22 protein-coding genes are annotated in these 26937 nt (G+C 56.3%); 21 read left to right on the top strand and 1 reads right to left on the bottom strand.

Annotated features, from left to right (window positions below):
• Positions 1–183: 183 nt before the first annotated feature.
• The 19 genes from SCARR_RS17140 (at position 184) to SCARR_RS17050 (ending at position 23828) form a co-directional block, all read left to right on the top strand.
• Positions 184–1980, top strand: coding sequence for a phospholipase D-like domain-containing protein (locus tag SCARR_RS17140; protein ID WP_168433388.1), 1797 nt, complete (start codon positions 184–186; stop codon positions 1978–1980).
• Between the two features lie 15 nt (positions 1981–1995).
• Entirely contained in the window at positions 1996–3465 is a 1470-nt protein-coding gene (locus tag SCARR_RS17135; RefSeq protein WP_168433387.1) for an RNA-binding domain-containing protein, read from the top strand.
• 17 nt (positions 3466–3482) lie between these two features.
• Positions 3483–4325 (top strand): TatD family hydrolase, encoded by an 843-nt coding sequence (locus SCARR_RS17130; protein ID WP_136062887.1) that lies wholly within the window; start codon positions 3483–3485, stop codon positions 4323–4325.
• Positions 4326–4474: 149 nt separating this feature from the next.
• Positions 4475–7054 (top strand): DNA topoisomerase (ATP-hydrolyzing) subunit B, encoded by a 2580-nt coding sequence (gene gyrB, locus SCARR_RS17125; protein WP_136062886.1) that lies wholly within the window; start codon positions 4475–4477, stop codon positions 7052–7054.
• Between the two features lie 21 nt (positions 7055–7075).
• Positions 7076–7282, top strand: a complete 207-nt coding sequence (locus SCARR_RS17120) for a hypothetical protein (RefSeq protein WP_136062885.1) — start codon at positions 7076–7078, stop codon at positions 7280–7282.
• Between the two features lie 41 nt (positions 7283–7323).
• Positions 7324–9870, top strand: coding sequence for a DNA gyrase subunit A (gene gyrA, locus SCARR_RS17115; RefSeq protein ID WP_136062884.1), 2547 nt, complete (start codon positions 7324–7326; stop codon positions 9868–9870).
• An 81-nt stretch (positions 9871–9951) separates the two neighbouring features.
• The gene (locus tag SCARR_RS17110) at positions 9952–10269 is read left to right on the top strand and encodes a DUF2442 domain-containing protein (protein ID WP_136062883.1); all 318 of its coding nucleotides are present in this window, start codon (positions 9952–9954) and stop codon (positions 10267–10269) included.
• On the top strand, positions 10269–10739 hold the full coding sequence (locus SCARR_RS17105; protein WP_136062882.1) for a rhodanese-like domain-containing protein: 471 nt from the start codon (positions 10269–10271) through the stop codon (positions 10737–10739). The genes SCARR_RS17110 and SCARR_RS17105 overlap by 1 nt, the downstream gene beginning before the upstream one ends.
• A complete protein-coding gene (locus SCARR_RS17100) occupies positions 10736–11170 on the top strand; it encodes a MauE/DoxX family redox-associated membrane protein (protein ID WP_136062881.1) in 435 nt (144 codons plus the stop codon). Before SCARR_RS17105 ends, SCARR_RS17100 begins: the two co-directional genes overlap by 4 nt.
• 315 nt (positions 11171–11485) lie before the next feature.
• Positions 11486–13213, top strand: coding sequence for a hypothetical protein (locus SCARR_RS17095; RefSeq protein ID WP_136062880.1), 1728 nt, complete (start codon positions 11486–11488; stop codon positions 13211–13213).
• A gap of 89 nt (positions 13214–13302) precedes the next feature.
• Positions 13303–14460, top strand: coding sequence for a hypothetical protein (locus SCARR_RS17090; RefSeq protein ID WP_136062879.1), 1158 nt, complete (start codon positions 13303–13305; stop codon positions 14458–14460).
• A complete protein-coding gene (locus SCARR_RS17085) occupies positions 14457–17672 on the top strand; it encodes a TonB-dependent receptor (RefSeq protein WP_136062878.1) in 3216 nt (1071 codons plus the stop codon). Before SCARR_RS17090 ends, SCARR_RS17085 begins: the two co-directional genes overlap by 4 nt.
• 67 nt (positions 17673–17739) lie before the next feature.
• On the top strand, positions 17740–18489 hold the full coding sequence (locus SCARR_RS17080; protein ID WP_136062877.1) for a DUF3450 family protein: 750 nt from the start codon (positions 17740–17742) through the stop codon (positions 18487–18489).
• Positions 18490–18499: 10 nt separating this feature from the next.
• On the top strand, positions 18500–19930 hold the full coding sequence (locus SCARR_RS17075) for a MotA/TolQ/ExbB proton channel family protein (RefSeq protein WP_136062876.1): 1431 nt from the start codon (positions 18500–18502) through the stop codon (positions 19928–19930).
• Between the two features lie 3 nt (positions 19931–19933).
• Positions 19934–20563 carry a MotA/TolQ/ExbB proton channel family protein gene (locus tag SCARR_RS17070; protein WP_136062875.1) on the top strand — a complete coding sequence of 210 codons (630 nt, stop codon included), beginning with the start codon at positions 19934–19936 and terminating at the stop codon, positions 20561–20563.
• Between the two features lie 26 nt (positions 20564–20589).
• Positions 20590–21000: an ExbD/TolR family protein gene (locus SCARR_RS17065; protein WP_136062874.1), complete on the top strand. Its 411-nt coding sequence runs from the start codon at positions 20590–20592 to the stop codon at positions 20998–21000.
• 6 nt (positions 21001–21006) lie between these two features.
• Positions 21007–21663: an energy transducer TonB gene (locus tag SCARR_RS17060; protein WP_136062873.1), complete on the top strand. Its 657-nt coding sequence runs from the start codon at positions 21007–21009 to the stop codon at positions 21661–21663.
• A 9-nt stretch (positions 21664–21672) separates the two neighbouring features.
• Positions 21673–23118 (top strand): tetratricopeptide repeat protein, encoded by a 1446-nt coding sequence (locus SCARR_RS17055; RefSeq protein WP_136062872.1) that lies wholly within the window; start codon positions 21673–21675, stop codon positions 23116–23118.
• Positions 23119–23132: 14 nt separating this feature from the next.
• Positions 23133–23828, top strand: a complete 696-nt coding sequence (locus tag SCARR_RS17050) for a response regulator transcription factor (protein WP_136062871.1) — start codon at positions 23133–23135, stop codon at positions 23826–23828.
• A 38-nt stretch (positions 23829–23866) separates the two neighbouring features.
• Here SCARR_RS17050 and SCARR_RS17045 read toward each other — a convergent pair whose 3' ends face one another.
• Positions 23867–24679: a tRNA threonylcarbamoyladenosine dehydratase gene (locus SCARR_RS17045; protein WP_136062870.1), complete on the bottom strand. Its 813-nt coding sequence runs from the start codon at positions 24677–24679 to the stop codon at positions 23867–23869.
• 185 nt (positions 24680–24864) lie between these two features.
• On the opposite strand from SCARR_RS17045, the gene SCARR_RS17040 reads away from it, so the two are divergent.
• Positions 24865–25404 (top strand): glycine cleavage system protein R, encoded by a 540-nt coding sequence (locus tag SCARR_RS17040; protein WP_136062869.1) that lies wholly within the window; start codon positions 24865–24867, stop codon positions 25402–25404.
• A 34-nt stretch (positions 25405–25438) separates the two neighbouring features.
• Positions 25439–26818 carry a PFL family protein gene (locus SCARR_RS17035; RefSeq protein WP_136062868.1) on the top strand — a complete coding sequence of 460 codons (1380 nt, stop codon included), beginning with the start codon at positions 25439–25441 and terminating at the stop codon, positions 26816–26818.
• The last annotated feature ends 119 nt before the right edge of the window (positions 26819–26937 follow it).

Here is a 26937-nt window from a genome sequence, read left to right as displayed (position 1 = left end):
ACTAAAATCCCCTGCACCTCAATATCTAGTGTCGTATCAAAGATTTCAGCCCTTCTTCGCGCAATACATTAAGCATAGGTGAGCGCATGGCTTCCAAGCGGGAGAGGGAACAGGGTTGCTTCGTTTCCCAGAACCATTAACATGTGGATTCTTTTTAACGCTTGGAATCGGATGGGGAATGGTTTGAATCAACGGACGGCCAGATGGGTTTTGGCAGGGTGCGCGGTCGTGTGGCTGGCGGGCTGTTCGAGCATCCCCGAGCGCAAGCTGGAAAACGCCTTCCGCTATCAGCGGCTCAAGCGCAACGACCTCGAGAAAGCAAACCCCGTTCAGTCGGAATACCAAGTGCTCGCTTCCAAGGCCTGGAAAAACCAGGAGCAGGGCGGCTCGGTTCAATATGTTTCGCTGCTCGAGACCGGCGACGACGCGCTGCTCGCGCGCATCCACCTGATCCGTGCCGCGCGCAAGACGCTCGACATTCAGACCTTCATCTGGAAAGACGATCCCTCCAGCCGCTTCGTGTTCGACGAGCTGGTGCAGGCGGCCGAGCGCGGCGTGCTGGTGCGCATTCTGATTGACGGGCTCAACATGCCGGCCGGGCCGAAGCGGCTTGCGCGCATGGCGCGGGCCCACCGCAACCTCGAAATCTGCCTCTACAAGCCGCTCTCGGAATATGCCAAGCAGGGCCGGTTCGGGCTATGGGACAACCTGATCTTCAAGGCGCGCCGCATGAACCGCCGCATGCACAACAAGCTGCTGCTTGTCGATGGCCGCATCGGCATTGCCGGCGGCCGCAACTATGAGGGCAAATATTTCGACCGCAGCGAAACCTTCCTCTTCCGCGATCGCGATATTGTCGTGGCCGGGCCGGCGGTGCTGGACATGCAGGATTCGTTCGAGGTGTTCTGGCAGGACAAAAATGCGGTTTTTCTGACGCAACTCAAGGATGTGCGCGCCGCGTTTGATCAACTCACCAACGGCGACGAGCCGTTTTTCGCTCCGGAGCACCGCGCTTCATTTGAGGAGATCGACCGGCTCGCCTCGGAGCCAGCGCTGTCCACGATCCGGAAAACGCTGAAGATTTACGAAGTCAACGATGTCTGGTTTGTCTACGACACCCCGCGTAAATTTGACCGGAACTCGCGCATGGATTTCGACGACTGGTTCGAGGATTTGCTGGAAATGACGAAAGAGAGCGTGGTCTATCAAACGCCTTATCTGATCTACAACCGCGAAGTGCGCCGGGCGTTCAACCGCCTGCACAAAAAGCACCCGGAGCTGCGCATCATTGCTTCGAGCAATAGCTTGGCGGCGGCTGACCATATCCTCGTCTATGCGCTCTCCTTCAAGCACCGCAAGGAGCTCTACAAAAAATCGGGGATCGACATCTACGAAGCCAAGCCCTATCCGGCCGACCGCGAGCGCTATGTGCCCAACTATCTCGCGCTGGCCCGCAGTGCGGCGCCGGCGGACGGGGAGGCTCCTCCCGATGCGTCCGGGCCGCTTGCGCACGAGGGACCGCGGCTCTGCATCCATGCCAAGTCGTTCGTCATCGATGGCGAGTTTGCCTTGATCGGTTCCCACAACTTTGATCCGCGCTCCGTCAAGCTCAACACCGAGTGCGGCGTGTTTGTGGCTGATCCCGACTTTGCCCTTGAGCTGGAGGCGCGCATTCTCAATGCGTGTGCGCCGGCCAACGCCTGGACCGTCAGCAAGGCGCCCCATGTGCCGGTGATCTCTTATTTCAGCGGCTTTATTGGCGGCATCTCCACGGCGCTGCCGTTTCTCGATGTGTGGCCCTACCGCTACACCACCAACTATGAATTAAAGGAAGGCGCCGCGCTGCTGTCGCCGCGCGACCCCGCCTTCCAGGAAAACTACAACGACGTGGGCTACTTCCCCGAAGTGCCCAGCTCGGTCACCGTCATCAATACGCGCCTGATCAAGGCGTTCGGCGGATGGGCCCGGCCGTTGATGTAGGCGATGGGAGAACGCATGGCTTTAAAATTCTATTGGAAACCCAAGCGGCTGCTGCGCGACCTGCTGGTGCTCGCGTTGCTTGCGGGCTTGATTCTGTTTGTTGCCGCCTATCTCGGCACGCGGGCGCTGCACGACATTTCGGAGAAGTATATTCACAATGCAACCGAACGCGCCGCCGGCGACTATCAAGCCATGAAAAGCGAGGCGGAATTATCGCTCGGCATGGTGCGCGACTGGGGCGTTTCAGGCCTGGTCGATTTGGCGGACCCGGTAAAAACAAAGGAACTGCTGGTTCCTCTTTTTAAGAACGATCCGTGGCTGTCCGGCATCTCGGTGGCCGATATGCAAGGACGGCATCTGTTCCTGCTGTCCGATGGAACGGTGCCTTATGAAGCCAAGGAGACGCCTTACAATCCCTCTGAGCGCCTTTGGTTCACCGCGGCAGCCCATGCTGAGGAAAGCCAATGGACGGAAGTTTACCGCTTCATTACGTTGGAAGAGCTGGGCATAACGGCATCGGTGGCTTGGCCAGATAAAAACGGCAAACGGCAGACCGTCGCTGCCTTCGACATCCTGCTGGAAGACCTCTTGGATGCCATCAACCAGCTGGCCCCTACGGCATCGGGCCGCGCAATTACCTTTCTGCCCGACGGCCGGTTGTATGTCCCCGACACCGAATCAGAAAACGCAGCATTTAAATCTGTGGAGCTCATCAAAGACGGGCTGGCAAAGCGCGGGCTGGAAATTTGGGCGACCGGCGCCCGGCGTGAAGTGGCCAAAATGCAATTTGAGGGTAAAGCCTGGTGGTGCGGCTTTGCGCCTCTCGCTGCATCGAAGAATCAGATGTGGGTGGGGGTCTTTGTGCCGGAGGCCGATATTTTGGGCGGTACCGCCCCGCGCCGCAGGCTCCTGTTCGGCATCGGCGCCGCTGCCGTTCTGGCTATGATGGCGCTGTATGTTTTCTTTGTTTGGCGCAACGGCAGCCGGGAACTGCAGCTCGGCGACGAGGTGGAGGCCGAGCAGATCCGCGCCATTATTGAACGCGGCGAAAACCGCTATGTTGAATTTAAGTCGACCATGCGCATGAACCTGCACTCGAAGAAGCCCGGCAAGGAAATCGAGCTGGCGTGGCTCAAAGGCGTTTGCGCCTTTCTCAACACCGACGGAGGCATGCTGCTGCTCGGTGTGACCGACGCCGGCGAAATTACCGGACTTGAGCAGGACGTTTTTGAAAACGAAGACAAGTGCCGGCTGCACTTCAAGAATTTGATTGCCAACCATATCGGCGCCGAAACGTCCGAATACGTCCGTTTCATCATGGTTCCCATGGAAGGAAAAACCGTGGGGGTGGTGCGCTGCTCCCAAGCCGCCGATCCGGTCTTCCTCCGGGACGGCAACAAAGAGGCGTTCTACATCCGCAACGGCCCCGCCTCCGACGAGCTGCCTGTCAGCAAAGCCCTCAAATACATCAAGCACCGGAAGTGAAACCTGAAAAGTGAAACGTGAAATTATTTGATGCACACAACCATATCCAAGACGAGCGCCTATTCATCAAGCTTGAATCTGTGATGGAGCGTGCGCGCGCCTCCGGTGTAACGGCCATGGGCGTGAAGGGCTGCTGCGAAGCCGATTGGCCCCGCGTTGTCCAAATCTGGAAAGGAAGTAGACAGAATAATTTAGGACAAAATGATTCCCTTCCGACGGACTGTAAAAATGATTCTGTCCATAATTTTTCTGTAAAAATATATCCCGCATTCGGGGTGCACCCGTGGTTTATCAAAGACCGCTCGCCGGAATGTTTCCAAACTCTGGAAAATTTGCTGAAGCAATATCCGCAAGCCAGCGTGGGTGAGATCGGGATCGACCATGCCATCGAAGACCGCGATGACGAACAGCAGGAAGCCGTTTTCCTGGCGCAGCTCAAAGTGGCCCGACGGTTGGAGCGTCCCGTCAGCATCCACTGCCGGCGCGCGTGGGGGCGGCTGATCGAACTCCTCGACCAATTTGGCGAACTGCCGCGCGGGATGCTGATCCACTGTTTCGGAGGCTCGGCCGAGGTGGCAAAGGAGCTTCTCAAGCGTGGCGCCTATATTTCTTTTTCCGGCTCCATCACCCGGCCGAACGCCAAAAAGGCCGGCGCCGCCGTTCGCGCGGTTCCGGACGACCGCATCCTCATCGAAACCGACGCGCCCGACATTTTGCCGTACGGCCTCAATGCAGAGTTGAACGAGCCCGCGAACCTCCGTTTTGTGCTGAGCAAGGCCGCTGAACTGCGCGGGGTGCCGGAATCCGAACTCACCCTCTTGGCTTTTAACAACGCTCATCGCTTTTTTAACTGGCTTTAACGCGCATTTTGCAGGCGCAGGCGGCCGATTTGTCGTCTCGGGGCGTTTCTGGCCTTTACGGCTCATTTTCGCACCTTAAGCCTTTGCTTTGAATTGGCGGTTTCTGCTACAGTATGCCGATTAATTCCACTGAAAGGAAAAGGACAGCTATGTCTGAAGAACAAAACGATCTGAATGCTGAAGAAGCAACGAAAAACCGCGCCGCCGAAAACCCCGATGCTGACGGCTACGGTGCGGACCATATTTCCGTTCTGGAAGGCATGGATGCCGTCCGGAAACGCCCGGCCATGTATATCGGTGACACCGGTTCCCGAGGCTACCACCATTGTGTATACGAAGTGGTCGACAACTCCATCGACGAAGCGCTTGCGGGGTACTGCTCCAACGTCGAAGTCTGCATCAATGAAAACGGTTCGCTGAGCGTGGTCGACGACGGGCGCGGCATTCCGGTTGATATGCACAAGACCGAAGGCAAGCCGGCGGTTACCGTTGTTCTGACGGTGCTCCACGCGGGCGGCAAATTCGACTCCGACACCTATAAGGTGTCGGGCGGCCTCCACGGGGTGGGCGTTTCCTGTGTGAACGCGCTCTCGGCATGGCTCGAAGTGGAGGTGAAGCGCAACGGCCAGATCTATCACCAGCGCTTTGAGCGCGGCGTGGAAGTCACCGAGCTCGTTACGATCGGCAAGACCACTGAAACCGGCACGAAGGTCACCTTCATGCCGGACATGACCATCTTCACGCACGAAACCGGTTTCCAGTGGGATATTCTTGCTTCCCGTCTGCGCGAGCTGGCCTTCCTGAACCGCGGCGCGAAGATTACGCTGAGGGAAGAGTCCACCGGACGTGATGAGATTTTCAAGTATGACGGCGGCATCAAGGAATTCGTCCATCATCTCAACCGCAACAAGTCGCCGATGCACCCCGACGTGATTTATTTCGAGCGCGAAAAAGAGGGCGTAGTCGTTGAAATCGCGATGCAGTATTCCGACGCCTACAACGAAACCATCTTCTCCTTCGCCAACAACATCAACACGATCGAGGGCGGCACGCACCTTTCCGGTTTCCGCTCGGCGCTGACCCGTACGGTGAATGCCTACGCCAAGAACAACAAGCTCATCAAGGATGAGAAAGACGGCATGGGCGGCGACGATATCCGCGAAGGCATCACGGCCGTTCTCAGCGTTAAGATCCCCGACCCGCAGTTCGAAGGGCAAACCAAGACCAAGCTGGGCAACGGCGACGTGGAGGGGATTGTGCAGCAGGTCGTCAACGACGAGCTCGGAACTTACTTCGAGGAAAACCCGAACGTCGCCCGTACGATCATCGAAAAGGCCGTTGTGGCTTCCCGCGCCCGCACCGCCGCCCGCAAGGCGCGCGACCTGGCCCGGCGCAAGGGCGCCCTCGAAAGCGCTGGACTGCCCGGCAAGCTCGCCGACTGCTCCAGCCGCGATCCGGCCCGCACCGAACTCTTCATTGTGGAAGGGGACTCTGCCGGCGGTTCGGCAAAGCAGGGGCGTGAACGCGAGTATCAGGCCATTCTCCCGGTAAAGGGTAAAGTGATCAATGTGCAGAAGGCCCGCCTCGACAAGGTGCTGGCCAACGATGAAATCCGCACGATGATTACCGCCATCGGAACCGGAATCGGGCTGGACGATTTCAACCTCGAAAAGGCGCGCTACCATAAAATCATTATCATGACCGACGCCGACGTCGACGGAGCGCACATTCGTACGTTGCTGCTGACGTTCTTCTACCGCCAGATGCCGCAGCTCGTTGAAAGCGGCTATATCTACATTGCCCAGCCGCCCCTATATAAGGTGACGCGCCGCAAGCGCGAGGAATATGTGGAGTCCGATGCCCATCTGACGCAGATTCTGCTCGATCTCGGGGCCGACGGCATGCGCCTTGAAAAGCTCGACGGCGAACCGTTGCTCGACACTAAGGGGCTGCGCGAGCTGCTCGAAAGCGTGGTTGAGATCGAAGGCATTGCCGACAAGCTTCGGCGCCGCGGCATTTCGCTGAAGGATTATATTGCGCGGCGCGATCCCGAAACGGGGACGTTCCCGCTCTACTGCGCCTACATGAACAAGCTCGGCGAAGATCTCGACATCCGTTTCGCGCTCGATGAGCTTAGCCTCAAGGCGCTGTTCGCAGAAGTCGAAGAAGCACTGGCAGCTACGGCCGCGGCTGAAGCGGTGGACGTCGTTGAAGAAGTCGTGGAAGAGGAGGTTGCCGTTGAGGGCGAAGAGCCTGCCGAAGAAGCTTCCGAAGAGGACTCCGAAGAAGTTGTGGCCGAAGCGCCTCGGGCTCCGGTGGTGCGCTACAAGGAACTCTTCTTTTCCCGCAAGCTGAAGGAAGTGGTTGAAAAGCTCGAAGAAGGCGGTTTTGCCTTCGACCAGTTGCTGGGCACCGATGAGCCGCAGTTCAACCTCGACGACAAAGGCTCGAAGACCGCCGTGAGCTCGCTGATGGAGATTGCTCAGTCCGTTCGACTAGCCGGACGCAAGGGAATGACCATTCAGCGCTATAAGGGTTTGGGTGAAATGAATCCGCAGCAGCTGTGGGAAACCACGCTCGATCCGGAAGTTCGCCGTCTGACCAAAGTGGTGCTCGAAGACGGCGTCAAAGCCGACGAAATGTTCACCATCCTGATGGGCGACGAAGTTGAACCCCGCCGTGAATTCATTCAGGAAAACGCCCTGAACGTCACCAACCTCGATATCTAAATTTTTCGGAAGGCTGCGAAAATGAAAGTGGAACTAGTTAAAGACAAAGACGGATACACTGCAAAAATAGCCGGACGCAAAAATTTGTTTGGGTTTGGTTTAACGAAAATCGAAGCACTTGAAGAACTGGCCGGGGTGGTTGAGCTGGAGCTCGATTCCCCGAAGGAAATAAGCCAGATCGAAAAGAAAATTGCCGAGCATATTCACAAGCTGGAAGACGCCGACTAGACCGAGCCTGAAACGGATTTAAAAAACACGAAAGCCCTATTATGGAAAACACGAACGAACGTATCGACCTGATTAATATTGAAGACGAGATGCAGCGTGCATACATCGACTACTCGATGTCGGTGATTGTTGGCCGCGCCTTGCCAGATGTGCGCGACGGCATGAAGCCGGGTAACCGCCGCATTCTCTACGCCATGAAGGAACGTGGCTGGACGCACAGCAAAGCTTATGTGAAGTGCGCCAAGGTTGTCGGTGAAGTGATCGGCAACTACCATCCGCACGGCGACACCGCGGTGTACGACACCATGGTCCGCATGGCCCAGGACTTCGCGATGCGCGGCATGCTCATCGACGGCCAGGGCAACTTCGGCTCGATCGACGGCGACCGCGCGGCGGCTTATCGTTATACCGAGTGCCGTCTCCGCCCGCTGGCTGAAGAAATGCTGGCCGATATCGACAAAGAAACCGTCGATATGCGCCCGAACTTCGACGAATCGCTGATGGAGCCTACCGTGCTTCCCGCACGTGTTCCCAACCTGCTCGTGAACGGCTCAACCGGTATCGCGGTCGGTATGGCCACCAATATTCCGCCGCACAACCTTGGCGAAGTGATCGACGGCACCATCTTGTTGATCGACAATCCCGAAGCCACCATTGATGAGTTGCACGAACTGATCAAGGGGCCGGACTTTCCTACAGGCGGTACGGTCTACGGCCTCAACGCGGTGCGCGATTTTTACACCACCGGGCGCGGCAAGATCAAAGTTCGCGGCAAGGCTACGATTGAAGAAGATGATAACGGCAAGGCCCGCATCATCATTACCGAGATTCCGTACGCGCTGAACAAGACGCTGTTGATCACCAAAATGGTGCACCTCGTCCGCGACAAAAAGCTTGAAGGCATTTCCGACATTCGTGACGAGTCCGGCAAGGAAGGCATACGCCTCGTCATCGAGCTCAAGCGCAATGCGGTGCCGAACGTGCTGCTGAACAATATTTTCAAGCACACGCAGATGGAATCGACCTTCGGCGGAATTATGCTGGCCATCGACAAAGGCAAGCCACGCGTCTTGAACCTGAAGGAAACCCTCCAGTGTTTCGTTGATCACCGCTTTGAAGTGATTACCCGCCGCACCGAGTTTGACCTGAAAAAGGCGAAGGCTCGCGCACATATCCTCGAAGGCTACCTGCTCGCCATGGACAACATGGATGAGGTGGTTCGCATCATTCGCGATTCTAAAAACCGTGAAGAAGCGCAGGAACGCCTGATGACCAAGTTCGGTTTCAGCGAAATCCAAGCCAAGGCCATTCTTGAAATGCGCCTCTATCAGCTGACCGGTCTGGAGCGCGACAAGGTCGAAGCTGAATATGCCGAGCTGATGGAGCTCATCACTTATCTCGAAGACCTGCTGGCGCATCCGGAAAAAATCTTTTCCGTCATCAAGGAAGACCTTGAGCAGATCCGCGCGAAGTATGGCGAACATCGCCGTACCGATCTTTCGATCGATGAAGGCGAGATCGATATCGAAGACCTTATCGCCGACGAACCGTGCGTGATTACGCTCTCGAGCACCGGCTACATCAAGCGCGTCCCGACCGACACCTACCGTCAGCAGCGCCGCGGCGGCAAGGGCGTGATGGGCATGAACACCAAGGACGAGGACTTCGTGGAGCATATCTTCTCGGCCTCGACCCACGACTATCTGCTCTGCTTCACCGAGGCCGGGCGCATGTACTGGCTCAAGGCCTACTATGTGCCGGAAGGCACACGCCAAAGCCGCGGCCGTTCGCTGGCCAACGTGCTCCAGATGGCGCAGGACGAAAAGCTCGCCGCCATCCTTTGCGTTCGCGAGCTCGACGATCATGCGCACAACCTGATCATGGCGACCCGAAAGGGCATCATTAAGAAAACCGTTTTGGCGGCTTATAAGAACGTTCGTGTTGCTGGCGTGAAAGCCATCAACATTGATGAAGACGACGAGCTGATCGGTGTACGGCTGTCCAACGGCGAAGACCAGATCATCCTGAGCATGAAAAACGGCAAGGCGATCCGCTTCAAGGAAACCGATGCCCGTCCGCTCGGCCGCGTGTCCCGCGGCGTGAAAGGCGTGACCCTCACCGGCGACGACGAAGTGGTCACCATCGAGATCGTCGACACGGAGTCGACCATGATGGCCATCACCGAAAACGGTTACGGTAAACGCACGAGCTTCGATGAATACCGCACGCAGACCCGTGGCGGTAAAGGCATCATCAGCATTCAGACCACCGACCGCAACGGCAAGGTGGTTAGTGCCCATGCCGTCACCGAAGAGCATCGCCTGATGCTCATCTCCGAAGGCGGACAGATGATCTGTATCGGCGCCAGCGACCTGCGCGTCATTGGCCGCAACACCCAGGGCGTCCGTCTCTTCAACCTCAAGGAAGGCGACAAGTTAGTCGCCGCCGCCGTCCTCGATCCAGAGGAAGACGCTCCGGAAGTGGCCGAAGGCGAAGAAGTGCTGGCTGAAGGCGCCGAGGGCAAAGCCCCCGTTGCTGAAGCCGCGCCAGAAGAGGCATCTGAAACAGAAGAGCCCTCAGAAGACTAATGTAGACGCGTGCTTCCAGTCGCGTTGCGCTGAACTTTGCGTGCGCAACGAGGCTAGAAGCCTCATCTCCGTTCCGGAGCAATGAACTACGACGTAGTCACAGTTGAGCATGTTGACGGGCTCCGCCTAAAGCTGTCGTTTGCCGACGGAGCCTCGGGCGAGGTTGATTTTAAGCCGTTTATCGACAAAGGCGGCGTTTTCTCGGTTCTTCTTGATGTTGAGCAGTTCAAGCTGTATTCCATCGATCCTGATTGGAATACGATCACATGGAACGATGGCGAGCTGGATATCGCCCCCGAAACCCTCTACTTCGAAGCAACAGGCGCCTGGCCGAACAAGGAACAGATCCTTAACGTTGCCGAGACGCCTCCCGAATACGGTTCGTCCTCTTCCAAATAATGAACCCCACTCTTCAGCGCATTGGAATCATCCTGCTGGTGAGCGGGGTGTTGGCGGTGGTGGCGAACTCGGTTCATCCTCGAAAAATTCCATGGGTGCAGGATTGGTCCCGACATGTGGAGGCGAAGGCGACGAAGCAAAAGATCAAGGTGATCCCGCTTTCTGTCGCGCTCGAAAAGTTCCAAACCTTGGAAAGCATTTTCATCGATGCGCGCTCGGCCGAGGAATTTGAACAAGGCCACATCCCCCGTGCCGCTTCTATTCCTTTCGAATCCTTAGACGAGTATTTTCCAATCCTCGGCGGGTTGATTGATTCTGGCCGGGAGCTCATCCTCTATTGCAAAACCCGCGAGTGTGATGATGCGCTGATGCTGGCCATAGAACTTCAGAAGATGGGGGCGAGCAACCTTGTGCTCTATGTCGACGGCTTCGAGTTGTGGGAAAAGCATGGCGGGGAGGTCGAACGATGACCCGCGATCAGAAAATCTATCGGCTCGCGTATTGGATTGCCTCGTTCATCATTGCGGTCATCTTGCTTTCGGGCTACCACAAGATAATTTATCCGGCTGACTTCGCTCTGTCAGTCTACCGCTTTCATTTGCTGCCCGACGCGCTGGTTAATGCGGCGTCGCTCTATTTCTCGTGGCTGGAAATCGGCTGCGGGATCTGCCTGCTGCTTATTCCAAAGTACCGCGTGGCGGCGCTGTGGGTTGCGTTGGTCTTGCTGATGTTCTTCACCGGCGGCATTGCCATCAACCTTTTGCGCGGCTCGGCTTTCAGTTGCGGCTGCTTCAGCCGCTCGCCCTTGGCGAGGCCGATGGACTGGCTGAGCGTAGCACGCAATATCGGCCTGATCTTGTTGGCTGCAATGGCGTTGCTGGGTTCCCAAAAAACGCGGTAAACGCCGCCTCCTCGCATTTCCCTAACCATTCGCTTGCGTTTACCGAACGCAATGCGAACGGCTTTCACAGCTTCTTCTAATCATTTCCAAACACGATTTCCCTCAAATGGGTTGCGTCAAAGGGAACAAATCCGCTGGGTCGGAACTGATAAACCAAAACGAACCCACCCGCTTTAACGATTCAGTTGATTTGAAGAGAAACCAGACCGGATAAAATGAAAAGACCGGTGGTTCTCTCCCTGAGACGCCATATGAAATAAATCCAATATTGCGGGTGACCGCAATCGCTTTAGGGAAAACACAAAGGAGAACGACATGAAGAAGCAGTTTATTATTGCGACCGCGTTGGCTGCAGGTTTTGCAGCGCAAGCAGCGAACATCCATATTGCCACGGACATCACGGTCAGTACGGTTTGGACGTCCAACAATGTTTACACACTTGATACCGTAATTTTTGTTGATAACGGTGCGACCCTGACGATCGAGCCTGGCACGGTTATCCGCGGTTTTGAGCCGGGCGGAACGAGCGCAAGACCGGGGGCGCTGGTGATTGCCCGCGGATCCAAGATCCGTGCAAAAGGAACGGCCGAAGCTCCGATCGTGATGACGGATGAGTCGGATGACAATGTTGGTGGAGCGACCGGCACGGGACCTTATTTCCAGCAGAACAACGGCATGGCGGAGCACTGGGGCGGTTTGATCGTTCTGGGCAACAGCTATATTGCCACCGATGTCGGCGATCCCGGAACTCCGTCTCCGGATGGGTCTTTGGAACTGCAGATTGAAGGCATCGAAGATTTCGGTGACGTATCCAAATATGGAGGCGGCGACGATGATGACGATAGCGGCGAAATCAGCTACGTCTCCATTCGCTACGGCGGTTACGTGATTGGATCGGACAACGAAATCAATGGGTTGACGCTAGGCGCGGTCGGCCGTGAAACCAAAATCGACCACGTTGAAGTTTTCCAGAACAAGGATGACGGGGTTGAGTTTTTTGGATCGACGGTAGACACCAAATACATGCTGGTGTGGAGCGTGGGCGACGATGGCTTTGACTGGGATCAGGGCTTCCGCGGCAAAGGCCAATTCTGGATGAACGTCCAGGGCCCGCTCGCTGAAACGGACGACAAGTCCGACAAAGGTTCGGAAATGGACGGTGGCGACGGCGACTCCAGCCAGCCGAGCTCTTGCCCGACCATTTATAACGCCACCTATATCGGCCTTGCCAACACGGCGGACACCAAGAACACGGCGCTGCACTTCCGCGATGGAACCGCCGGCCGTTACTACAACAGCGTATTCATGGACTTTGGCGGCGCACCGATGCTGATCGAAAAAGATCCGTCCAGCACCGACGGTTCCGGCTACAAGACGACGCTCGACTATGTCAACGATGCCTATTACACGCATTCGACCGGCGGAAAGATGCTTGAGCTCAAGGGCAACGTGTTTTTCAACATTGGCACCGGCACCGACATTCCGGACAATGCGGCTGAAGGCCAGACCTATGGCGCTTCCAGCGGCGATTCCAGCAAAGAGCATTACGGAACAGCTGATGGATTCAATCCGTTCGCCTCTAACAACACCTATGCGGCTTCTTCGCCGATTGCCTCCCTTTTCCGCAGTCCGATCGCAACGACGATTGGCGGGAAAGATTACAATTCGGTGTTTTTCTTGAATCCGTCTGCCGCCAACGATGCGGCTTCGGTATCGATGAACGTTCCGGTGGACGGATTCTTTGCCAAGGCCAACTATGCCGGCGCATTTGGTTCCTACAACTGGGCCGCCAACTGGACGACCGCCGACCGCCTAGGATACTTCGTGGGCATCTCGGACACCGTTCCGGCTCCGGTTCTGAATGGGTTTGCTGGCTACAGCATCGAATTCGAAACGGTTCTCGGCGTCACCTACTATGTTCAGGAAGCGACTCTTCCCGGCCCATGGACCAATGTTGGCATTGTTGAAGGCACAGGCGGCTACGTGACCTTCACCACCGAAATGCTGGACGACAGCAAGGTCTACCAGGTCGTCGTGATGTAGCAACGGCGCGTTCCGCGCTCAAAGGACACTGATAACGGGCGTTGCCCGTTATCAGCTTTTTTATTAGCTAAACCCGAAATAAAAAATCTATGAAATCCAAGAAGACCCCTCTTTTCATGCTTCCTCTGCTCTGCGTGCAGTTGTTGGCGGCTTCCCCATCCGGCACGCAGGTGGCATCCAACACGACCGCTCTGGAATATGGCTGGTCTTTCGCCTGCTGCATCAAGACCGATGCCAAGGACAAGGCCAAGTGCCAGGAAAAAATAGCGGTGGCCTATCTCTCGGACGGCCTCCCCGCAGAGGCCCATGATTTGGCGCAGCAAATCGAAGGGTGGCGGCGCGGGGTGCTGCATGCTGACCTCGCGGCATATTATGCGGAACATGGAAACGATGTTGAAGCCCTCAAAAGCCTCGCGAGGGCCAAGCTTGATTTGCGAACGGAATCCGAGTGGCGCAAGGAACGGATTGAGCAGCATATTGAACTGGCCCAAGCCTATATGGGCATGCTGCCGGATGCGGAAGCGACGGGCGGCAAACCCAATGAATGGCTCCAAATTTATGCGGAGCTTTCCTCCGCCAATCCTGAAAGCTGGTCGAACTCGCTGGCGCCGCTGCTGTCGATGAATCTTGAAGTTCCTGCTGAGGAGTGGGAGTTCAATATCTGGTCGACGCAGCAGTATCTGTCGCTCAGCCAGCACACCGCACTGGACCAGGATGCACGGCGGCTCGTGCTGAAGAAAGCCTATGAAAGCGCGGGGTTGGTTCCTGGGTGGAAGAGTTTTGATTTTAAGCTTCAGGTGATCCGTGCGCTTGCGCCTGCCGGCGAAAAAACCAATGCCGGCGAATGGCTGGATGCCGTTGCTGCTCAGCTCATGGGATTAAGGCTCCCCGACTTTGTCAAGGTTCCCTTGTTGATTCAGGCGGCGGAAGCAGCAACGGCCTGTGGCCGCAGCGATGCCTTTCAGGATGTTGCTGGTATGGCCGAGGAGCTGATTGAGACGCTCCAAGCCATTGAGCAGCCGGCGGCGTTGGCTCAGTTGGCCAAAGCTTACGCAAATGCCGGAATGAAGCCCAAGTCTATTGAGGGGTATGACCGTGCGTTGGAGATTGCATCCGCGCTGGAAAATCCGCGGCCGCGTGCGATGGCTTATGTTGACATTTGTTTGGCTTTTGACGGTACAGAGGGCATTGCTCTTGGTTCGTTCTCGGATCGCCTCGACACGGGATTGAAGGGATTTAACCCATGAGGAAGCATGTTGTTTTATTCATTCTGACGTTTGCTTGCCTCTCGGTGTTTGGGCAGCAAGGCGGGATTCGGGGCATGGTGATGGATGCCGATTTCGAGGTGCCGCTGTCCGGCGTGAAGGTACATGTCTCTGAAACAGAGCAAGAGGTGGAGACGGATGAAGCCGGCAACTATTATTTGGAGGCGGTTGCTCCGGGGGCCTATACCATAATGTTCAGCAAGTCGGGCTATTCCCGATTTATAAGGAGCGAAGTCGTTGTGGTTGAAGCGCAGCTGACGGATGTGGACGTCTCGCTGGCGGGTGAATATGAGGAAATGGATGAGCTCGTCGTCCGCGACATTCAACTGGGCGGCGCCTCAGAGATCGGGTTGCTCAACCTGCGCATGGACAGCGTGGGCATGATGGATTCGGTCGGCGCGGATTTGATGAGCAAGGCCGGGGCCAGCGATGCCGCCGGGGCGCTTAAGCTCGTGACCGGCGCAACCGTTGTGGACGGAAAATATGCAAGTGTCCGCGGTCTAAGCGACCGCTACGTTGGGACAACCGTCAACGGCATACGCGTGCCGAGTGCAGATCCAAAGAAGCGTGCGGTTCATATGGATATTTTTCCGGCGGGGACCATTGAAAGCATGACGGTCTACAAAAACTTTACCCCCGACCTGCCCGGCGACTATACCGGCGGGGGCATCGACATCCGGACCAAATCCATTCCCGACGAACCCTTCCTTAAGTTTTCCGTTAAGGGCGAATACAACTCGGAATCCACCGGGAACGATGATTTTGTGACGTATAAAGGCGGCGGCGTCGACTTCTGGGGTGCGGCCGACGGCGACCGCGACATGGTCAAGGGCATGCCGACCATGGAAGAGGACGGCCTGATCTCGGGGGAGGACTCCTCCTTTGAAACTTTGGCCGATGCCGCGAACCCCAACGACCCCGAACATGAGGCGCTCGACCGGATTGTTCGGGGCGTAGATCCCGTAATGGGGATTAAGCGGGATGCACCCGGCCCCAATTGGGGATTCGGCATCAGCGGGGGCGGCAAAATGACGCTAGGCGACAACTGGACGATTGGCGGCAGTGCGGCGTTTACCCACGACGATAAGTTTTACTATAAGAATGCGCGCGAACAGTCATACTCCAAAGCCACGTTGGACCTTCCGGACAACAGTGTAACGAATCAATATAAAACCCAGACCGGCACGGAGGAGGTAAAGTGGAGCGCGCTCGGCAGCGCGGCTGTGCAGTATGGCGACAACCACGAAGTGGGAGTGGTTGTGCTTCATAACCAGGTGACCTCCGACAATGCACAGATCAAGGAATTGATCCCCACCGAAAACGACGATTCAATTACGCAGAAGCAGAGCATCTATTATGTTGAACGCTCTCTGGACCTCTTTCAGCTGCAGGGCTCCCATAAGCTGGATGAATTGTTCACGCCCCGCTTAGGCGCGGAGCTGGACTGGTTTTGGTCGCTTAACGAGGCCGAACAGGACGAGCCGGATGTGCGTACCTTCAAAAACTATGTGTATGACAATGGAGATGGAACATACCGCTTTCAGCAGCAGGCCGACGGATCATCGGGCTCGGCTTCCGATTCAACTTCGCGCGCTTGGCGCAACACCAAAGACGACAACGGCCAGTGGGGGTCCAACCTAAAGCTTCCGTTTACCATCCCGGCCCTCGATTTGTATGGCCTCTTCACCGGGTCGGGCGCGTTTGCGGATAGCGAGGGGAGCATCAAGATGGGGTGGGCGAAGGACGATACAGACCGCACCTACAAGCAGCACAGCTACTATTACGACATGGCCCCGCAATCCAAACCGTCCGGCGAGCCTAATGCGAATGACTACATAAACTTTTTGCCGGTTCCCCCATACTTTGCGTTCGATGAGGCGGGCTATTTAGCTGCGTATGAGGGCTGGCAGGGGCAGCCGAATGTCGAGGCCTATGAACGGGCGCGAACCCTCGGAACCTACACCTCCGATGAAGAGGGCGCGCTTTGGACCGACGTATTCACCGACCCGGACCGGATCGGATCGGCCGAATATCAAAACAGCATGTTGTGGCAGCTGCTCCCCAAGCTAAGGGATGTCGATTATGATGGTGAACAGGACATCATGGCCTACTACGGCATGATGGAGTTCCCGGTGACGACGCAGTTGAAACTCATCGCCGGCGCACGGTTTGAAAAAACCGACATTTCCATCGACCCGTCCTCCGACTACGAAGAAATTGATCCTGAGCGGGCGTTTCCGTATATCAAGAAAAACGAACTTCCCAGCGGTGGATATTACTATTCGGTCGATGCAACAAACCAGGCCGGATCACGGGCCGACATCGAGCAGGATGATTGGCTCCCCTCAGTGGGCGTAGTCTATGACATTATCGAGCCGCTTAAGCTGCGGCTGAACTATGCCGAAACGATTGCCCGGCCAACGTTCCTCGAGCTTGCACCGGTGATTACGTACGACTACATCGAAGACGAAACCTTTATCGGCAACAACGATCTCGAAATATCCACCATCAAAAACTACGACGTCCGCCTGGAGTTTTTTCCGACCCCCGGACGCATGTTCGCCGCCAGTGTGTTCAAGAAGGACATCGATAATCCAATCGACAGGGAAACCTTCGGATATCTGGGGGAGGAATACATTCAAGCGGTCAACTATCCCTCGGGCGAAGTCAAGGGGTATGAGCTGGAAGCCCGTTCATCGCTGGACTTCATTCATGAGGACTTGGAGGGATTCGCCATCGGGGTGAACTACACCAAGATCGACGCCCACGTGGTGGTGCCCAAGGATCTCGGCGAGTCGTTGGCCTTGTATGGCTTGGACAGCAAGGAACGCGACATGGAAGGGCAGCCCGAGTATCTGTTCAACATCAATGCCACCTACGACAACGAGCGCTTTGGAACCTCGCTTGGACTGTTCTACAACCTGCGCGGTGAAATGCTGAAGAGCGGGGCATCCGTTGGCGCCGATAGCCAAGGGGACAGCATTGCCATTCCTAATGTATATGCAAAGTCGGTCGGAATCCTGAACTTCAGTTTTAGCCAAGATCTTTTCGAGCACTGGAAGCTCACCTTTCAAGCGAAGAATCTGCTGAACCCGAGCATTGAGGAGGTTTATCGCGACAAGGACGAAGACCTCTTCAAAAGGAGCTACAAGCAAGGCCGGAGCTATTCCCTTGGCGTCACCACAACGTGGTAACCACTCTCTAACAAACCACTCATTGCAGGGAAACAATCTTACAATAGAACATTAGCCCGAGGTAAACATGAAGAAATATATAATCACTATTTTAGCCGTTTCGAGCGTCGCCGCCGGCGTGCAGGCGGAGGAGCTCAGCCGCACCAAGGAGTCGCTTTCCAAATGGGTCGAAACCCGCAAGCTCATCTCCGAAGAAAAATACAAGTGGGAGCTCGAATGCGAAATGCTTGGCGACCGCATCGACCTGGTTCGCTTCGAACGCGACGCCCTCTCCAAGAAGATCCACGAAACGCAGTCGCTCATCACGGATGCGGATAAGAAACATGAGGATTTGGTTAAGGAAAAGGATACGTTGAAAAATGCATCCGCCACACTCGTTAACCGAATCTTCATATTGGAGCGCGAAGTGCTGGCGCTTCTTCCAACCTTGCCGGAACCGGTTCAGGAACGCATCAAGCCGCTCAGCCAGCGCATTCCTAAAACCGATGAAACCGACCTTTCGCTGTCCGAGCGCTACCAGAACGTGATCGGGATCATCAACGACCTGAACAAAGGCGCCGGAGAAATTACGGTGGTCAGCGAAGTAAAGAAGCTGTCGGATGGATCAGCGGCTGAAGTGCAGACCATGTATATCGGCTACGCTGCCGGGTATTCCTGCAACAACAACGGCGACGTTGCTTTTGTTGGCAGAGCAACCTCCCAGGGTTGGCGCTGGGAGCAAGATGACACGATTGCTCAGCGTATTGCCGACTCTATCTCGGTTTTGAAAAACGAAAAAGTGGCGGCCTTCATCGAAATGCCCGTCCGTGTTGACTAAAGGAAAACCAATGAACGATTTAGGATTCTACTACACACACCGTTGGAACAGTATTCAGCGTCGCATTATCTTTATCATCTCCCTCCTGATTGTACTTGCGCAATATCTGTTTGCAGATAGCCCGATTCAGATGGATGCCAAACTGGAGGCCAGTTTGGAAGAGCTTTCCAATGTCCGGAAAGGCATCGCCAAAGAAAAGCTGCCGATGGTCAAAGGCCTTAACGCCCTCGAAGACGAAGTGATGGATGTCCGTCTTGAGCATCAAAAGATTATGCGCCAGCTCGACAGCCGCAATTTTGATCTGAACAACCTGCGGGCGGATATCAAGAGCCGGAAGGGCGAGAAAAACTATATTTCCAATCTGCTGGTTGAATATACCCGCAACTTTGAAACACGGTTGCATATTGCCGAACTCGATCAGTATGAAGAGGTGGTAAAGTCAGCAACGCTGGCGCCGGACAACAGCAATCTGTCCGCCGAAGCCATCTTCGTGAAACAGACCGGGCTGGTGGAAGCATCAATCCAGCGACTTCAGGATATCGTGGGCGGCAACACGTTTAGCGGCACTTCTGCCGGTGAAGACGGCCTCGTTAAACAGGGCAACTTTATTATGCTCGGGCCGATCGCGCTCTTCGCTTCGGAAGATGGCGCTCTGGCGGGCATTGCTGAACAGCGCCTGGGTTCACTGGAGCCGACGGTGCTGCCTTTTTCCGATCCGTTGAATACCGCTCTCGTTCAAGCAACCGTTGCTGCAAAGTCCGGCGGTTTCCCGTTCGACCCCAGCCTGGGGAATGCGCGCAAGATTGAAGAAACCAAGGAAACGTTCAAAGAGCATATCCAGAAGGGGGGCATTGTGGCCTACGTTATTCTGGGCATGTTTGTTCTCTGTGTTGGGGTTGCCATTGTGAAATGGATTCAATTGTCCCTGGTTCCGAAACCCTCGGAAAAAGCGGTGCAGCCGGTGCTGCGGGCCATGCTCGTAAATGATCACGAAAAAGCCGTCGCTGAAATCAAAAACATCAAAGGACCGACCGGGCAAATGCTGGCGGTCGGCATTGAACACATTGACGAGTCGAAAGATCTGGTTGAGGAAGTGATGTACGAAGAAATGCTTACCACCCGCATGAGCGTTAATAAACTGACGCCGGTTCTGGCGGTCTGCGCGTCCACGGCGCCGCTGATGGGGCTGTTGGGAACGGTTACCGGTATCATCAACACCTTCAAGCTGATCACCGTATTCGGTTCCGGCGATGTCAAAACGCTTTCCGGCGGTATTTCCGAAGCCCTGATTACCACCGAGCTGGGCCTGGTCGTCGCGATTTCCGCACTGGTCCTCTATGCCTTCCTTTCCCGCAAAGCGAAAAGCATCACCGATAATATGGAGCAGGTCGCGATCCTCTTCATGAACAGAGCAACCCGAGCCGCCCCGGAACCGGCATAAGCCATGGAAGAAACTTCCAATATCTGGACACAGGCGCTGGAGATCTGGTCATCCGGCGGATGGGCGATGATCGCCCTCGCGATTGATGCCCTAATCATTTTCTATCTGGGATCCAATATCTTTTTCCGCATCCGCGCAAAGGGGTATCTCTATGTCTCGGAAAAGAAAATGAAGAAATGGGTTAAGGAGCCCGCAAAGGGACGCGGCCCGGTCGGTAAAATGATCCGTTTTGTAATGGCCGCGAACAACCTCAAGGAGATCAACATTCTCTTCGATGAGCTTCAGAAGACGGAAATTGCGCCGCTGAATCGTGACCTGAAAGTGATGCAGACCTGCGTTAGCATTGCGCCGCTGCTTGGCCTGCTGGGTACCGTGACCGGCATGCTGGCCACATTTGCCGCGCTGGCCACCGGTGCCGGCGGCGATAAAACCATGGGCATGGTGGCCTCCGGAATTTCCGAAGCGTTGATTACCACAGAAACCGGCCTGCTCGTCGCGCTTCCTGGAATCATCTTTCAGTACAAGCTGGCCCGCGAGCACGCACAGTATAAAGCCTTTCTGGCCCATCTCCAGACCGTTTGTTCGCAACGGATCTATAAGGACAGCCAAAAGCAGAAGGCCCAAGCGGCATAACCATTACGAATTACGGAGTATTTCCCATGGGACGTTTTAAAAATAACAGCGATGACAGTACCGATGCCGTAGTGGATATTTCCCCACTCATCGACTGCGTATTCATCCTGCTGATTTTCTTCATCGTGACGACCACGTTCGTGGAAGAAACCGGCGTTGAAGTGGACAAGCCGCAGGCGGCCTCCTCGGTGCAGCTGGAAAAAACCAGTATCATGATTGCCATCACCGCCAACGGTGAAATTGTTTACGGCGGAAACGAAATCGGGATTTCCGGTATCCGCCCGCTGGTTAAACGCATGATGCAGAAGGAAGATGTGCCTGTGATTATACAGGCCGACCAGAACGTGATGTCCGGCCTGCTTGTTCGGGTGATTGACGAAGCCAAGCTCGCCGGAGCCATGAAGGTAAGTATTGCCACCCTCAAGAACCAAGGATAGTTCGCTGTGGAGAATCTTACCAAACTATTTAAACAGCTGCTTCAGCAGGGGGCCAGCCTTGGACTCGGCCTAGTGCTTGTTTTTGCTATTTTCATGCTGCTTCCGATTCTGCAGGTGATCACCAAACCGCCGTCGAAGGATCTCACGATCCGCTCGGTGGATACGGCCGTCGAGCCGCCTCCGCCCCCGCCTCCGGTGGAGGAGGAAGAGCCGCCGGAGCCGGAAGAGCAGCCGCCTCCCCCTCCGGCCGTGGATGCCCAGCCGCTCGACCTTTCCCAATTGGAGCTGGCGCTCAATCCGGGCGGCGGTGGATTTGGCGGCGGCGATTTTGCCATCAATCTTGACGGCATGACCGGCGGGGGCGAGGAAGTGGACGCCATCTTCTCCCTCTCCGACCTCGACCAAAAGCCGCGCGCGGTCTATCAGCCGACGCCCGTCTATCCGCCAGAACTTTCGCGCAAAAGCGTGCAGGGCACCGTCTATGTTTTGTTCATCGTCGACCAGACCGGCCGCGCCCGCGACCTCAAGGTTCAGAAGTCGACGCATCCCGCCTTCAACAATCCCGCCATCAAGGCCGTCAAGCAATGGAAGTTCGAGCCGGGCAAGCGCAAGGGCAAGCCCGTCCAGTTCCGGATGCGCGTGCCGATCACCTTTCAAAAATAGGATTAATTCATGAGAACAAAACGATTCCCCCAAACCGCTCTTCTGAGCCTCTGCTTTTTCGCCGGCATGGCGGTGGCCGACGAAATGCAGGACTTGGTTCATGCCTTGCCCGACATGGGTGGCGTCAGCGAGCCGAAAGAGGAGCCGAACACCAAGCCCAAGGTCGTACAGGATCTTTCCATTTGGGACGAAGAGCTTTTCCAAAAACAGTTCATGGGCAGCTATGGCGTAAACGCCGAGATTGAGCCGCGCGTTACCGCTGTAGAACGTGAGCAGATGCAGAAGGTGATGGATGCTCTGGCCGAAGAGGACAACATGGGAAAAGCCATGAAGCAGCTGCAGAAAGCCAACAAGGATTCCTCGTCGGCCATCTTCGATTTCACCATGGGCAACCTCTATTTCCAGCAGGACAACTTCGTTGATGCGTTGGTGTGGTACGACAAGGCCATTGAAAAGTTTCCCAGCTTCCGCCGGGCCTATAAGAATGCGGGGCTGATCCATGTCCGCAATGCGGACTTTGCCTTGGCGCTGCCGTATCTGACCAAAACCATCGAACTCGGAGGCCACACCAGCATCGCCTACGGCCTGCTTGGCTTTGCCTACGGCTCGACGGAGAACAACCTCTGCGCCGAATCGGCTTACCGGCAGGCGATCCTGCTCGATCCGGTAACGATCGACTGGCAGCTGGGCCTCGCCCGCAGCCTCTTCAAACAGCAAAAGTTTGGCGATGCCGTCAGCCTGTGCGAAACGCTCATTAAGCAGAAGCCGGGCAATGCCGACTTTTGGCTCCTGCAGGCCAATGCCTACCTGGGCCTCAAGCAGCCGATGCGCGCGGCTGAAAACTATGAATACGTCAACGTCATGGGCAAAGCCACGTCCGCAAGCATGACGATGCTCGCCGACATCTACGTCAACGAATCGCGCTGGGACATGGCGGCCGACGCCTACCTGCGCGCCTACGAAATCGACACAGGGAGCGATCCCTCCAAACCGTTGCGCGCCGCCAAGATTCTGGCGGCACGTGGGGCGCTCGGCGAATCCAAGCGGATCCTCAACCGCGTGTCGGAAAAAAAAGCCGCGCTTGAAAATGCCGACCTCAAGGAATTGCTTAAGCTGCAGGCCCGCATCGCCGTGGCCGAGGGCGGGGGCGATGACGTCGTCCAGATTCTCGAAGAGGTGGTTGAGGTTGATCCGCTCGACGGCGAGGCACTGATTTTGCTGGCGCAGCACTATGGGCGCAGCGTTCCGGAAAAGGCGGCGTTTTACTACGAACGTGCGGCCAACATCGAAACGTATGAAGCCGAAGCCAAGCTCTACCACGGGCAGCTGCTGGTGGGGCAGGCCAAATATGTGGATGCGCTTCCGCTGTTGCGGCGTGCCTACGAGCTTAAGCCACGCTCCGACATCGAGGACTATCTCAAGCAGGTGGAGCGCATCGCGAAAACCCGAAGCTAAACAGCAAGGCAAGGATGAATCACGCCCGAAAAATACTAGTAGTTGAAGACGACCCTGCCGTGCAGCAGCTGTTGCAGCACAACATGCAGAAAAGGGCATGGGAGGTTGAGGTGGCGGATTCCGGCGAGGCCGCGTTGCTGGCGGTGGCGTCCTTCAGCCCAGATATGATCCTGCTGGATGTCATGCTCCCGGGCATCGATGGCTTGGAGGTCTGCCGCCAGGTTAAGAGCTACTCCAAAACCAGCTCGATCCCGGTCATTCTGCTTTCGGCGCTCAGCCAGGAATCCGATGTGGTTTCCGGGTTGGAGCAGGGTGCCGATGACTATGTGGTCAAGCCCTTCAGTCTGCATATTCTTCATGCACGGATTGATGCGGTGCTGCGCCGAAGCCACTACCATGAAAGCGATGGTGAGTCGGAAATTATTGCAGTTCATAATCTCGAGATTGATCCGGTTCGATACAGCGTTAAAGTGAGTGGTGACAAGGTGGATCTCACCCAGAACGATTATCTGGTGTTGAAGCTGCTGGCCAGCCAGCCGGGCCGCCCATTCAGTCGTCAGGAGATCATCGAGGCCGCGCACGGGAAAGACAGCAATGTCTCCGAACGCTCTGTGGATGTTCAGGTCGTGAGCATCCGCCGCCGGATCGGTTCGGCTGGGCAATTTATCGAGACCGTCCGCCGCGTGGGCTACCGCCTGAAAGAGGAATAGGCCGAAGCAACCATGGGCTTTGTCGGCGTTCGTGGCGATCAGTTCTCTTGGGTAGCGAGGTCGTTGATGATGCGGGCGGCCATGGCGAAGCCGAAGCTTCCGGTCACAAAACTGGCTGCCCCGAAGCCGAATTGGCAGTCGAGCTGTCTGGGGCCGTCTCCGGCTGCGGGCTTTTCAAAGCAGATGCCGCCGTCGGGATGGGGATAGCGGATGGTTTCGGCCGAAAACACGCAGGGAACGTTAAACTTTTTTTTATGCTGCAGGTGCATGCCGGGAATATTTTTGCGCAGCTGCTTGCGGATGGCGGCGAGCAGGGGATCGTTGTAGGAATCGCGCAGGTCGGCAACCTCTACCTTGGACGGATCGACGCGGCCGCCGGCTCCGCCGGATACGATGATTGGAATGCCCATCGTTTTGCACTGGGTGATTAGATGGATCTTGGCGTTTTTTTTGTCGATGGCATCCACGACGTAGGAGAGGCCGGACTGGATCAGTTCATCGGCGTTTTTTTCGGAATAAAATTCACGGATGGCGTTGATGGAGCATTCCGGATTAATGAGGTGGATGCGGTCGGCGAGGATATCGACTTTGGCGCGTCCGGCCGTACCGGTCATGGCATGGATTTGGCGGTTGGTGTTGGAAAAGCAGATGTCGTCCCAGTCGACCAGGGTGAGGTGGCCGATGCCGCTGCGGGCCAGCGCTTCGGCAACCCACGAGCCGACGCCGCCCACGCCGACGATCAGCACATGCGCCTGGCGCAATGCATCGATTGCGGTTTTTCCATACAGCCGGTATAGCCCGCCAAAGCGGTGTTCGTAGCCTCCGGTTTCAATTGGTTCGGGGTTGCTCATAGATTCTGCCTTCTAAAGAGCGGGAACTATAGTTTTGTTCGGCGGGAAATCAAGGGCGGGATGAAGGGTTTGCGGCTCCATCGAGCATTTTTGAGAACGTGAGGCAAACAAGGACTCTTTTTTGTTCCAATGGAGGGAACTTCAGGAGATACTTCACAGCTCTATTTATTTGGAGCGGGAGTGTTATGGTGAACCAACAGATTATGGCGATTTCAGTGATGGACCGCGACCGCGCGGGCATCGTGGCGGAAGTGACGGAGGGCATCAGTACGCTCGGCGGCAATCTGGCCGACCTGCGCGAATCGGTGCTTTGCGGCTATTTTACAATGATTCTCATTGCCGGCTTCCCCGCCGGTGTTTCGGTGGAGCAGGTCGAGCAAAGCCTTGCGAAGCAGACGGGGACGAAGGTTTCGGTGGCGCTCGCCGAGGGTTCGCTCACGGCTTCCGAAAGTCCAGAGCACACCTATGTGCTTTCCGCCGTCGGGCGCGATCGCGTCGGGCTCGTTGCCCAGGTGTCGCGCTTTTGTTGCGACCGCGGCGTGAACATTCTCGACCTTGCCTCGTACGTCGAAGCCGACCAATACACCATGATGCTCCAACTCGACCTTTCAAATATCGAGTTGTTAGAGGATTTCAATGCGGAACTCTCCCGCTTTGGGGAAGCCAGCGGGCTCAAGCTCGTGTTGCAGCACAACGATATTTTTAGAGCCACCAACGAGATATGAGTTGAAACGTGAAACTTGAAACGAGAAACCTGAAATGATCCGATCCGACCAGATTCTTAAGACTGTTGAAATGATCCAGAAAGAAAACCTGGACGTACGCGCCGTGACGATGGGCATCACCCTGCTCGACTGCCGCACTGGCGACGCCGAAAGCACGGCGCAAAAGATTGAAGACAAGATCAAGCTGCTGGCCGGCAGCTTTGTGGAAACGTGCGACCGCGTCGGCGGGAAGTACGGAGTGCAGGTGGTCAACAAGCGCATTTCGGTTACGCCGATGGCGCACGTCGGTGCCGGATTTTCGCGCGAAGGATTCGTACGGCTGGCTCAAGCGCTCGACAACGCGGCGACCGAAGTGGGCATCGACATCATCGGCGGCTATTCCGCCAACGTTGAAAAGGGCATCAGCCAAGGCGACGCCGGTTTGATTGCCGCTATTCCGGAAGCGCTATCGACCACGAGCAAGGTGTGTTCTTCGGTCAACGCCGCCTCTACGCGCCACGGCATGAATATGGACGCGGTGGCGCTGCTTGGACAGACCGTCAAGGACACGGCCGAGGCCAGCATCGATAGTAACGGCTTCGGCGCGGCCAAGTTTGTCATCTTCGCCAACCAGCCCGGCGACAACCCTTTCATGGCCGGCGCCATCCACGGCCTCGGCGAGGCCGAGGCCGTCATCAACGTCGGCGTCAGCGGCCCCGGCGTGATAGCCCGCGCACTCGAACGCCGAATCAACGAAGCCGGCGCGGAAAACCTCGGCCTCGACGATTTGGCCGAAGAGATCAAGCAGGCGACTTTCCGCGTTACGCGCTGCGGCGAGCTCGTTGGCCGGCAGGTGGCGGAGGCGCTCGGCCTGCCGTTCGGCGTGGTAGACCTTTCGCTGGCTCCGACACCTCTCGTCGGCGACAGCGTCGGCGAAATTTTGAAGATTCTCGGCGTCGACGCCATCGGTGCGCCGGGTTCCACGGCCATCGTGGCGCTGCTCAACGATGCCGTGAAGAAGGGCGGTTCGTTCGCCTCGCAAAGCGTCGGCGGTTTGAGCGGCGCGTTTATCCCCGTGATGGAGGATGCAGAACTGGCGGCCGCCGTGAAGGATGGCAGCCTGGTACTCGAAAAGCTCGAAGCGATGACCTGCGTTTGTTCGGTTGGCCTCGACATGGTTCCCATCCCTGGCAGCACCGATGCCGAAACCATTGCAGCCATCATGGCCGACGAGCTGATGATTGGCGTCATTAACTCCAAAACTACGGCCGCGCGACTTATTCCCGTGCCCGGAAAGGAGGCCGGGGAATTTGTCTCTTTCGGTGGCCTGTTTGGCGAAAGCGTGGTGCTGCCCGTACGTAACACGGGCAAGTCGGCACGATTTGTGCGATTTGGAGGCCGGATCCCTGCGCCGATTCACAGCCTTAAAAACTAGCAAAGCAAGGGGGGCGATGAAAAAACAGTATATGTTCACCGCGTTCATGCTCTGTTTTTGCGTCTGGGCGGTTGTCGTCGACAACGTAGTGGTGCCGTCCATGAAAATTTGAAGCAGGA

Source organism: Pontiella sulfatireligans, assembly GCF_900890705.1.
Taxonomy (GTDB): Bacteria; Verrucomicrobiota; Kiritimatiellia; order Kiritimatiellales; family Pontiellaceae; genus Pontiella; species Pontiella sulfatireligans.
This window is presented reverse-complemented; position numbering and strand designations above follow the sequence as displayed.

What these genes read in the sequence shown, in the direction of transcription:
- SCARR_RS17135 (WP_168433387.1), top strand. Translation starts at nt 1,996, where the DNA reads ATGGCTTTAAAATTCTATTGGAAACCCAAGCGGCTGCTGCGCGACCTG.
- gyrB (WP_136062886.1), top strand. Translation starts at nt 4,475, where the DNA reads ATGTCTGAAGAACAAAACGATCTGAATGCTGAAGAAGCAACGAAAAAC.
- SCARR_RS17120 (WP_136062885.1), top strand. Translation starts at nt 7,076, where the DNA reads ATGAAAGTGGAACTAGTTAAAGACAAAGACGGATACACTGCAAAAATA.
- gyrA (WP_136062884.1), top strand. Translation starts at nt 7,324, where the DNA reads ATGGAAAACACGAACGAACGTATCGACCTGATTAATATTGAAGACGAG.
- SCARR_RS17110 (WP_136062883.1), top strand. Translation starts at nt 9,952, where the DNA reads ATGAACTACGACGTAGTCACAGTTGAGCATGTTGACGGGCTCCGCCTA.
- SCARR_RS17105 (WP_136062882.1), top strand. Translation starts at nt 10,269, where the DNA reads ATGAACCCCACTCTTCAGCGCATTGGAATCATCCTGCTGGTGAGCGGG.
- SCARR_RS17100 (WP_136062881.1), top strand. Translation starts at nt 10,736, where the DNA reads ATGACCCGCGATCAGAAAATCTATCGGCTCGCGTATTGGATTGCCTCG.
- SCARR_RS17095 (WP_136062880.1), top strand. Translation starts at nt 11,486, where the DNA reads ATGAAGAAGCAGTTTATTATTGCGACCGCGTTGGCTGCAGGTTTTGCA.
- SCARR_RS17090 (WP_136062879.1), top strand. Translation starts at nt 13,303, where the DNA reads ATGAAATCCAAGAAGACCCCTCTTTTCATGCTTCCTCTGCTCTGCGTG.
- SCARR_RS17085 (WP_136062878.1), top strand. Translation starts at nt 14,457, where the DNA reads ATGAGGAAGCATGTTGTTTTATTCATTCTGACGTTTGCTTGCCTCTCG.
- SCARR_RS17080 (WP_136062877.1), top strand. Translation starts at nt 17,740, where the DNA reads ATGAAGAAATATATAATCACTATTTTAGCCGTTTCGAGCGTCGCCGCC.
- SCARR_RS17075 (WP_136062876.1), top strand. Translation starts at nt 18,500, where the DNA reads ATGAACGATTTAGGATTCTACTACACACACCGTTGGAACAGTATTCAG.
- SCARR_RS17070 (WP_136062875.1), top strand. Translation starts at nt 19,934, where the DNA reads ATGGAAGAAACTTCCAATATCTGGACACAGGCGCTGGAGATCTGGTCA.
- SCARR_RS17065 (WP_136062874.1), top strand. Translation starts at nt 20,590, where the DNA reads ATGGGACGTTTTAAAAATAACAGCGATGACAGTACCGATGCCGTAGTG.
- SCARR_RS17055 (WP_136062872.1), top strand. Translation starts at nt 21,673, where the DNA reads ATGAGAACAAAACGATTCCCCCAAACCGCTCTTCTGAGCCTCTGCTTT.
- SCARR_RS17050 (WP_136062871.1), top strand. Translation starts at nt 23,133, where the DNA reads ATGAATCACGCCCGAAAAATACTAGTAGTTGAAGACGACCCTGCCGTG.
- SCARR_RS17045 (WP_136062870.1), bottom strand. Translation starts at nt 24,679, where the DNA reads ATGAGCAACCCCGAACCAATTGAAACCGGAGGCTACGAACACCGCTTT.
- SCARR_RS17040 (WP_136062869.1), top strand. Translation starts at nt 24,865, where the DNA reads ATGGTGAACCAACAGATTATGGCGATTTCAGTGATGGACCGCGACCGC.
- SCARR_RS17035 (WP_136062868.1), top strand. Translation starts at nt 25,439, where the DNA reads ATGATCCGATCCGACCAGATTCTTAAGACTGTTGAAATGATCCAGAAA.